This is a genomic window from Clostridium lacusfryxellense (assembly GCF_018861735.1).
Lineage (GTDB): Bacteria > Bacillota > Clostridia > Clostridiales > Clostridiaceae > Clostridium_AD > Clostridium_AD lacusfryxellense.
In genome coordinates this window covers 1-10758 of sequence record NZ_JAHLEB010000089.1, presented here as the reverse complement: position 1 = coordinate 10758, position 10758 = coordinate 1, and the positions used below count along the sequence as shown (strand labels likewise).

The 10758-nt window shown below is 27.9% G+C and carries 9 protein-coding genes; 1 reads left to right on the top strand and 8 read right to left on the bottom strand.

The features are described 5' to 3' along the window. Positions 1-232 precede the first annotated feature (232 nt). The 8 genes from KPL55_RS24585 to KPL55_RS24550 all read right to left on the bottom strand — a co-directional run bounded on the left by KPL55_RS24585 (position 233) and on the right by KPL55_RS24550 (position 9650). Positions 233-1507, bottom strand: a complete 1275-nt coding sequence (locus KPL55_RS24585) for a TolB family protein (protein ID WP_216309393.1) — start codon at positions 1505-1507, stop codon at positions 233-235. A gap of 62 nt (positions 1508-1569) precedes the next feature. Beyond that, positions 1570-2997 (bottom strand): HAMP domain-containing sensor histidine kinase, encoded by a 1428-nt coding sequence (locus tag KPL55_RS24580; protein ID WP_216309392.1) that lies wholly within the window; start codon positions 2995-2997, stop codon positions 1570-1572. A gap of 99 nt (positions 2998-3096) precedes the next feature. Beyond that, positions 3097-3783 (bottom strand): response regulator transcription factor, encoded by a 687-nt coding sequence (locus KPL55_RS24575; protein ID WP_216309391.1) that lies wholly within the window; start codon positions 3781-3783, stop codon positions 3097-3099. Positions 3784-3940: 157 nt separating this feature from the next. Beyond that, the gene (locus KPL55_RS24570) at positions 3941-4321 is read right to left on the bottom strand and encodes a DUF6262 family protein (RefSeq protein WP_216309390.1); all 381 of its coding nucleotides are present in this window, start codon (positions 4319-4321) and stop codon (positions 3941-3943) included. Further along, positions 4305-6140, bottom strand: coding sequence for a tyrosine-type recombinase/integrase (locus tag KPL55_RS24565; protein WP_216309389.1), 1836 nt, complete (start codon positions 6138-6140; stop codon positions 4305-4307). The genes KPL55_RS24570 and KPL55_RS24565 overlap by 17 nt, the downstream gene beginning before the upstream one ends. Beyond that, positions 6130-7995, bottom strand: coding sequence for a tyrosine-type recombinase/integrase (locus KPL55_RS24560; protein WP_216309388.1), 1866 nt, complete (start codon positions 7993-7995; stop codon positions 6130-6132). Before KPL55_RS24560 ends, KPL55_RS24565 begins: the two co-directional genes overlap by 11 nt. A 4-nt stretch (positions 7996-7999) precedes the next feature. Beyond that, positions 8000-9082, bottom strand: a complete 1083-nt coding sequence (locus KPL55_RS24555) for a tyrosine-type recombinase/integrase (protein ID WP_216309387.1) — start codon at positions 9080-9082, stop codon at positions 8000-8002. Positions 9083-9236: 154 nt separating this feature from the next. Beyond that, positions 9237-9650, bottom strand: coding sequence for a site-specific integrase (locus KPL55_RS24550; RefSeq protein ID WP_216309386.1), 414 nt, complete (start codon positions 9648-9650; stop codon positions 9237-9239). A 326-nt stretch (positions 9651-9976) separates the two neighbouring features. Between KPL55_RS24550 and KPL55_RS24545 the strand changes: the two genes are divergently transcribed. Next, positions 9977-10723, top strand: coding sequence for a tyrosine-type recombinase/integrase (locus tag KPL55_RS24545; RefSeq protein WP_216309385.1), 747 nt, complete (start codon positions 9977-9979; stop codon positions 10721-10723). Positions 10724-10758: the final 35 nt, after the last annotated feature.

The following is a 10758-nucleotide window of genomic DNA, read 5'->3' as shown; positions in this document are numbered from 1 at the left end:
ACTTAACTTAGTGGTCAAGTATTAATACTATGATTTTGAGATAAGTTTTGATATGGTTTTGATGATATTTTATAGAAAAATACTTAAAACTAAAACAAGTCTCAAAAACGAACGTTTTTGAGACTTGTTTATATATTTAAAATAATTTAACTAACTCATTTTGAGAGAATCATCAAAAGTATTATCATTTAATGAAGTCTTTCATAACTATTCTAAATAGGATTGCTTTTTTCTATTTTAAATGTATGCCATGAATAATTCCATTTTCAGCAAAGAACCTACCATCTAAATTAAAAATTTTAGATTCGAAAATCGTAACTTTATTGCTATCATTATTCCAAAATACTCCATTCTGATTAAGTCCATTATAATAATTTATATCTTTAAGTAATAAAATCTTATTAACTATTTCGTTTCCGTTAAACTTTGCAACATATATACTCCATACTCCTTTATCATCTTCACCGCTATACGTTGCATAAACAATTTTATTTTCGTCCGGAGAAATCCAAAATGGAACAAGATGGCTTCCTACTGATTGTGCAAATTTATTAGTTTTTTTACTATTTACATCATAAATAAATAAGCCATCTTCCCCATTTATATCTGCCTCAAAAACTATTTTTTGTCCATCGTTAACAACACTAAACCCATAGTTAACTATACGATTTCTAAGTGATTTTAATTCAGCCTCTGGTAAAATCATAACAGGTTGCACTTTTCCATCATCTGTACTTAGCTTATAAATTCCTTCTGTTATAATTGTTTTTTCATTGTTTTTCGCACTAGTAGTACCTACAAAATAAACATCTTTTCCATTATTGCTATAAACACCTGAAAATGGGTTTATTCTCTGATTACCCTCTTTAAATTCTTTCAATTTGTCATTTTCAACGTCATATACAACTATTAATGGGCTTTTAGCAGATGATAACCCTACTATATATTTACTATTTGTAGACCACCCCAGCAATATATTGCCCTTAACATTAATTATCTTTTTGGTATTGGTTTTTATATCAACTATATAATGGTAACTTTCACCATTTTCCTTTGTATCATATATATACTTTGTATTATCGGGAGAAATTATAGCTCCATCTTCCAAATTAGAAGGTGATTTTTCAAAAGTAGATAAGTTAATTTTATAGGTACCTCCGATAACCTCCTTAATAAACTTAGATTCTTCATTTACATTATCAAATTTTTTAATTTTTGACTCTATATCCTTTCTACTGAGTCCTATTTGAACAATAGCTTGGTTATCTCCTACTATGCCTATCATATTATTAAGGCCTTCTATCATATCTGTTTTTTCACTCTTTACTACTTGAAGTGGCTTATATTCATCTGAGTCATTTGCCTTTAATTTGTTATCCGACAGCACTACAGAATTATTACTTGCCATTAAAGGCTTGGAGTATGAATATACTACACTAACTGCCCCTAACACTAATATTCCTACAACTACGGCCCCTACTTTCCAATTTTTATTTCCTTGTCCCATAATTTCTTCCTCCTAAATTTAAATTTTATAAGTTAATTATAAACAAAAGTTGTAACATTGAGTTAACATGATGTTACAATGTTGTAAACTTTTAGAGGAATTACTATATGTACTTCAGTGCCTTTTCTCTCCTGACTAATTATTTTTATACTTCCGTTATGTTTATCTATAATTTTTTTTACTATAGATAGTCCCAATCCAGAACTTCCTGATTCTCTTGAAGTTTGTTTATTCACCCTATAAAAAGGTTCAAATATCATTTCTAACTTATTAGAAGGTATTCCTTGTCCTTTATCTTTAATAATTATATTACAGTTACCATTTTCCTTGGATAACTTTACACTTATGGTAGAGTTAACATTGCCATACTTAATAGAATTATCTATTATATTTATAATTACCCTTCTAATCTCGTTTGGATTACCTAATACAATAACCTCTTTATCTATAACTTTTTCTATATGTATTTCATATTTATTTGCTCTTATTTTCATATCATTACATGCTGCATCTAAAATTTGTGATACATTAACTTCTTCTTCTATATAGGAAGTTATGTTTGACTCAACCTTTGATATTTCTAATAGTTCAATTACCATATTATGCATTCTTTCACTTTCATCATTTATCTTTTTTATACTTTTCCTAGCGAATTCTTTGTCCTTAAAGTCTTGCTTAAGGAGTATTTGACAATATCCAGATATTATAGTCAAAGGAGTTTTCATTTCATGAGTTATATTATCAAAGAAAATTTTCCTATGGCCTGCAATCATTCTCAAATCATCTCTGTCATTTTCTATAGTTTCTATTTGATTTTTTATTCTATTTTTCATTTTATTGAAATTTAAGGATAATTCCTCTATCTCATCTTTGGAAGTAATATTTATATTCTCCTCAAAATTGCCTTTTGCAACCTCTTTTATAACCTTACTCAATTTCAATATTGGTATAGTTATTTTTGTAGCTAACAATACTACAAATAAAAAAATCACTCCGAAAACTAATAATACAAAGGTGTTGGTTAGCTTTAACAAATTTTTACTAGAACTAAATATTTCCGAATAATCCATAACAGATCTAACAATCCCTATACTTTTTTTGTTGTTTATAACAGGACATGAAAAAACAACTAAATATTTATCTTTAACGGGTACTATTGTAAATGCAGACTTGTTATCAATAGATAATTTTAAATCTTCATCACTATAGTTGTTTTTATTATCACTGTCCTCATAATTTAGTACTTTTCCATTTGCATTTGCAGAATCAACTAAAAATTTTCCGTCATAGGAGTAAATCATTATTCTATTTCCAACCTTTATAGACAAATCTGAAGCTATATCATTACTAGAATTATTAAAATTATTAGAATACATATCCTTATTTTTCAATTCAAAATACTGTCTTAAATATGTGTTCAAATCTTTTTCAAAGGTTACTAATTCCTTACTTATTATATCTTTATTATTTTCTACAATAAGCTTATTCATAAAAAAGCTCATTGTGTTATATCCTATATAAAATATAACCAAAAGCCCAATGATAAATTTACGTTTTATAGACATTTTCATGAAAAATAAATCCCCTTCCTACAGAATCTTATAACCTACTCCAAATACGGTTTTTATCACTGAGTTGTTTTTATCACTAGATAATTTTTTTCTTAACCTTTGAATATGGACATCTACAGTTCTGCTTTCACCTTCAAAATCAAACCCCCATATGGTTTCTAAAAGTTTATCACGTGAAAATACTTTCCCCCTATTCTCTGCCAGTTTATATAGCAATTCATACTCTTTTGCTGTAAGATTCACTAATTTATCTCCCTTAAATACTTCATAGCTATCTTTAAATATTGTTACATTTTTTTCTAATTTTATAATATTTTTTATATCTTTAATATTTTTAAATTGTTCTATTCTTCTTATACTAACTTTTGCTCTTGCAACTACTTCTCTTATGTCAAAAGGCTTAGTAATATAATCGTCTGCTCCAAGTTCTAATCCTACTATTTTGTCCATAATATCATTTTTTGCTGTAAGCATTATTATAGGAATTTTATATTCTACTGATACCTTCTTACATATTTCAAAGCCACTTATATCAGGTAACATTAAATCCAGTATAATTAATTCTATATATTGATTTTCTAAGATTTTTAATCCTTCTATACCGCTTGCAGCTTCAAATACTTTAAACCCTTCTTCTTTAAGTGAATATGTTAAAATTTCTCTTATACATTCATCGTCTTCAATTATAAGTATATTATTATTCATAGCCTAACCCCCTTACTTCAATAAGTATACAATACAGTTGTTACAAATTTATAACATATCTCTCATATATTCTAAAAAATATCATTATCAAGCCAAGTTATTTTGGAATAACCAACCTTACTTATAAGTAAATTATACCATTATAAACAATAGTTAACTATTGTTTATATATCTGACCATATAGTACTTCAATTTGTTTTTTTAACGTTTTATTTTCTTCTTCAAGTTGTTTAATACGATTTTTAAAGGCTGCACACATTGCATCTTTTGAAGCGTCACTTGTTTTTATTCTAGGTTTTGCAATAGCGTTTCCTTTCTCCTGACTGCGAAGCATTTTAATTCTTTCACTAATTTCAGGTTGTTTATAAATCCATGTTGTAGAAATATTAGCTGCTTCAGATAATGTTTTAAAATTAATAGATTTGCCCTCTTTAATTAACTTCTTAATTCCTTCATCTGCTCTTTTTAATGTTTCATCACGCCGTTTCTTAGCACTTTCAATTAATCCTTCAATATTACGTTTATGTGTTATTTTCATCACCTTCTAACGTTGAAATAATGTGTTCTAGATTTTCTTTTATTTTTTGATTCATTTCCAATATTCGCTTCCATCCTTTATTTTCAGCTTCTTTCATTATTTTTTCTGTAGATTCTAATTGTTTTTTGTGCATATCTAAAAAGCCTGGATCAGTGCGGAAATGAGTACAGGTTAAACATGCATTAGCATGAGGACATTCTTCCGAGGATACTGGCAAACAGCAATATCCATTAGGCAATGTTTGAACCATTACATTCTTTTTAAGCCACTGCAGTTCAACATTATCTGGTGAAGAATTATCATTAATTATTTTGCCATTTACATCAATCATCTTACCCTTAAACACTGCGAATTCTTTTTTTAATGTTTGATCTAAAATATGTGCATAACCACTGGTACTTCTAGAACATTCATGACCTAAATAACGCTGGATAATATATTGAGGTACATCGTTATTTATCATACGAGTTCCTACTGTATGACGAAATCCATGAGCTTTAAACCTAAAAAGTTCACCAGCATCATCACAGATTTTATTATTATATGCCATTTTGTTTAGGGCATTTGAAAATACCTGTCTAGTTATAATTCTTTCTTTCAAGTCATAAAAGAGATATTTAGGTTCTTTAATGACTTGTTTTATATCTTCATGCTGTTGCTTTTGTATAATTGCTACTATCTCATTTTTAATAGGAATGCGGTGTTCTTTTTTAGTTTTAATTTGATAATATAAAAGAAACCAATCTCCAGTTGAATCTTGCTCTAAACAATTAAATGGTATTGTGCAAAGTTCACTAATTCTCATACCACATTCTTGAATAATTAATACCATTCTCATAATATGAAGGGGTAATTCGTGTAAATGTTCATTAAGCTGTTTCATAACACTTTCAGGTATAAAACGAGGCTGTTTTTCAGTACGCTGCGGAAGATCTTCATTATATATAAGTGGCTTTGAAGTAATGTCCCCCCACTCTTGTTTGCCACAAATTTCTAAAAAGTTTCTAAGACTTATAACATACTGATTTTTAGAATTAGTGGATATATTCTTGCTTGAGATATAAGAAAGATAATTTATAATTAATTCTCTATCAATATTAGATGCTTCTATAAGCGGATAATTTTCATACAAAAATTCTGAAAAATGGTTTAAAGCAAACAATTTATTAATTGAATTTGCTATAGAATTTTTAATTAAATTATACTTTATATATATTTTAGCAACATCCTTTATCCACTTTTGATGGATTTTTCCAAAATTTAATTTGTAATGTGGAGTAGCTTTATTAATTTCATACCCTAATTTTCTTAAGTCCCAAATATCTTTTTCATATTCTGGTCTTTCATCATAATACTCTTGAAGTACTTTATAAATTCCATTAAAAATATATATACACTCATCTTCTTTTTCATAAGTCTTTAATTCTTGATTGCCATTTATAACTAATCTGTTAGCAGTATGCCATCTACCTTCACTAATCAAAAAAGTACGAAAGGAAATAATCCATTTCTCACAGGATTTAGCCATTAAACTTATTTCATTTTTGATTTGTTTATTAAGCCATTTAATTATTCTATGAATAAATGTAGCTAATTTTCTAGTTTTTGGAGACCAGACATTATTCTTGAATTTATAATTACAAGCAAACTTTAATTCAGTATTTATTGAATTAGATTTACAAGAAAAATTAATATGCCATTTTTGATTTTTACAATCTGAATTATTAAATGTCCAAATATCTTCTGCCCACATATCAGTAAGTTTATCGTTTAAAATTAACTGCTTATTTCTAGACCATGATTCTAAGTTAGTTGTCATAATGAGTAACTCCTTTATCTTCTAATGCAGTAATAATTTCTTCTAAATTTGCTTTAACACGTTGGTTCATTTCAACTTGACGTAGCCAATTATTTTTCTTGGATTCAACTAGTATTCTATTAGTTTCATTTAACTGTGCTTTATGTCGACTTAAAAAACTTATATCTGTTCTAAATTTATCACATGTTAAACAACCATTAGCATGAGGACATGTTCCAAGAACTGCTGGGAGGCCACAGTATCCATTAGGTAGAGCTTGAGCTAGTATATTCTTTTTTAACCATTGTAAATCTATATTGTTAACATAGGATTCTTTTTCAATTATTTCACCAAGTATATTTACAGTTTTTTTGCTATATTCTTCAAATGCCTTTTTCATAGTTTTATCATGAATTTCAGCATAATGATTAGTCATTTCAGGGCTTTCATGTCCTAAGTAACGCTGAACAATATGCTGGGGAACTCCATTATTTATCATTGTAGTTCCAACTGTATGCCTAAATTGATGAGATTTAAATCTATACAAATTTCCTTTATCATCACGAATTTCTTTATCATATGCCATCTTATTTAGAATTGTATTGAAATGTCTTTGTTTTATGGGTTCACCATTTTTACTACAAAAAAGTAAACCATATGATTGTAATTTTTGAGAAACTATAAACTTTTGCTGCTCAATAATAACCTTGGATATTTCTTTAGTAATAGGAATGCTATGTTCTTTTTTCATTTTACCTTGATAGTACCTAAGAAAATAATCTTCACAATCATCCTTCATAGTACAATCAAATGGCATATTACAAAGCTCAGTAACCCTCATTCCACAGTCTTGAAGAATTAATACCATCCGCATTATTACTTCAGGTAATGAGTCTAAATGCTGATTTAATTGTAATACAACATTGAGCGGAATATATCTAGGTACATTTTTATCTCTACATGGAATATCTTCACTATAAATTAAACGACTTTCAGTAATGTCTAGCCAATATTCCTGACTACATTTTTCAAAAAAACTTCTGATATTTATAATATAGTGTTGCTTTGTGCCTTTAGATAAGCCAATATCATGAAGATAATATAAATAATTAAACATAATTTCTCTATTAATTTCTGATGGGTTGATTTGCGGATGTTTATCTTTAATAAATGCTGAAAAACAATTTAATCCCTGTATATGATACATGCAATGGGAAGGTGAATTGATAGTTAAATTATAGGCCATAAATTTTTTTGTAGCTTTATTAAGCCATGATTGAGTTATTTTAGAAAAATTCAATTTATAACCTGACCTTGATTTATCAATTTTAATACCTAATTCTCTTAAATCCCATACCTCTCTATCATATTTAGTTCTTTCATCATATACATCTGCAATTGTACGATAGATTTGACGTAAAACTGAAACAGCAGGATCTACTTCAATTGAAATTTTCTTATTTTGACTAGCATCAATTCTTTCTTTTTTGTATTGCCTAACCATATTGTTTTCTTTTAAATAATTGGTTAGTGATTCTTCCCATTCATTTAGATTTTTCAGCATAAATGATTTAACACTAATACCTGAATCATCAATCCACTTAATAATAATTTTAATATTACGCAATCTTAAAGTGTATGTAATAACCCATTCATTATTTTTAAATTTATACATACAAGCATATTTTATCTCTGTTTTTAGATTGTTTGATCTACATTTAAAAGATACTTTATAATCATGGATAGTTTTTTTCTCTTGATTAACAGGCGCATCATTAATTATCCATATATCTTCTTTCCAGAAGCCTTTTAATTCTTCGTTTAACCTATTTTGTTTTTCTTCTGAATATAAAAGCAATATATTATCTACATTCATAAAATTACCTCTTTATCTTATCTGAATACTTTTTATATGCTTCCTTCATATCTTCATCTGTTAAATGAATATAAGTATTCATAGTAGTTTGTATGTTTTTATGTCCCAGTCTTTTTTGCACATATGCAGCATCCCAGCCATTTCTAATTAATTCAGTTGCATGAGTATGCCTCAACATATGCCAATGTATATGAATACCGATTTTTTTACTTAATCTATTAAATATATCCACTGCTGTTTCATATCTCATGGGTTCACCTATAGTTCCCTTCCACAAGTTAACAAAAACATAATCGCTATCTGTTTCACCAAATTCATGAACAATATAATCTGTATATAATGTCATTAATTCTTTAGATACATGAATAGTATTTTGGTCTTTAGACTTAGATCTTGCATTATTAATATTTTCATCACGATAAATAATATCAATTGTGTTATCAAAGGAACGTATATCTTCATGTCTTAACCCTAAAGCCTGACCTATACGCATACCCGTTTCATAAACCAAACTTACTAAAAATTTATCTCTTATACAATTACAAGCATTTATTATTTGCAATATTTGTTCTTGAGTTAATGTTTTAGGTATTTTCTTTGGTACTTTTAATTTAATCATACTGCTTTTTACAGGTTTACCTTTATTAATATGATATAGTAACCCTTTGTATTTATGAGGGGTGTTCTGATAACGATTGGTGTTAAGTTCTTTAATACTAGTATTATTTCTTTCATGGAATTCATAAAACATTGATACACATGTTAATATAGCATTTATTGTAGATTCACTTCTTTTGGATTGCTGCTGATGAATTAAGGCTACCCCTAACTGTGGATTTCTAAGCCAGGCTACGAAATTAGCAATTTCACTTAAGGAAACTTTAGTCCACTCTAGTTCAGCAGCGTTTACATATTCCCAATAGAGTTTAAGATGATATGTATAGGAACGTATTGTATTAGGTGAATATTCTATGTTCTCCATATATTTTATAAACTCTGATATAGGTTCTATAGGTAAAAAATCACCGCCTATAACAATCCATGATTTTTTATTGATATTAGGGATCCTAACAGTTTGAACTTTCATAATAACTCCTTTTGTTAGTACTAAAATCTCTCATTAATTTGCCCACTTTAACTAGGTAATATACGTAAAATAATTACTATAGATAACTATAATTTTACGTAAAAAAAAGCCCCGCTATTAGCGTGGTTTACGTAATTTATATTATATATTTAACCTATAGATAACTAAAGGAATGAGTTGATATATTCTCTAGCTTCAAATACTCTGTAACTAATTTTAATTGTTTTTGCGCTGCTCTAACAGTTATATTAAAAATCCTTGCAGTTACCCTTATGTTATTTTCAAGTACATACATTTTTATATAATTATAAATTTCAGCTGGAACAGTAAATGATCTTCTCTTCTCTGTTTTTTCCTCTACTATATTTAACCGATACCGATCTCCATCCCGAATTATATCCTGCAACCTTAAATTTAATATATCTCCAATCCTTAAACCTAAATTTGCTTGAATTACTAAAGCAGTTGCAATTCTATTATTTCCTCTAAATTCTTTATCTCCAACTTTAAATCCTAGTTTCATAACTTCTATTATATTTTTATATTGATCTGTTGTTAATGCTACCATTTATTTACACGCTCTTTCCATAATTTATTTATTAACCATTAACTTAATTATAGTATAAGTTCGCGTTTTATCAATCAAAAGTTCGCCTTTCGCATAAATTAGATGTTAGGTGTTTAGAAACGTAGTAATATAGCTAAAGTTCGTGTTTCTATACAAGAACTAAACCGCTAAAGACGGTGGTAGACGAGTACTAATTACTTTAATTTTGCTTTTTTACTTAATAAGATAAAAAAAATAGCATCTTAAATAAGATACTACTTTATTATAATTCACACTTCCTATAAACTTTTATTGTTGAAATAAAAAATAAGGGAGTGTTATTATTAATGTCGGAATTAAGAGAAAAAATGAAAATGGATATGGAACTAAAGGGATATAGCCCAAATACCATAAAACGCTATATTGGTCACGTTAGTAATTTTTCTAAATATTACGATAAAGCACCAGAGCTTTTAAAAGAAAAAGACATACGTGAGTATCTACATTATTGTATCATGGAAAAAAAGTTAAGTGAAGGTAGCGTTAATTATATTAATTCAGGTCTTAAATTTTTTTATACTATAACACTTAATAGATATTGGAATATGGACAAAATTTTTAGGATTAAAGAACCAAAAAAATTACCTTCTGTTTTGTCTCCTGAGGAAGTTAAGTCTATCTTTGATGTTACTGATAACCTTAAGCATAGGACAATTCTTATGACGGTCTACTCCGCAGGATTAAGAGTTAGTGAGGTTTGTAATCTAAAAATAACAGATATTGATAGTAAAAACATGCAAATATTAATTAGGGAGGGAAAGGGAAAAAAAGATAGATATTCATTGTTGTCAAAATCAAATTTAGAAATTCTCAGAGAGTATTGGCGAATATATCATCCTACGGAATATTTGTTTTCTGGAAATGGTCGTACAGATTCTATAACTCCACGTAGTGTTCAAAAAATGCTCAAGAAATCGATAAAAAAAACTAATATTACTAAGCATGTAACTGTACACACTTTGAGGCATTATGTAGAGAGTTTCATTATGGTGAGTCTTCGACTAAACCCTTGTGTCACCAGTAATTATTTCTAAAAGACTCACCATAATAATAGGTGTTTATTTACAAA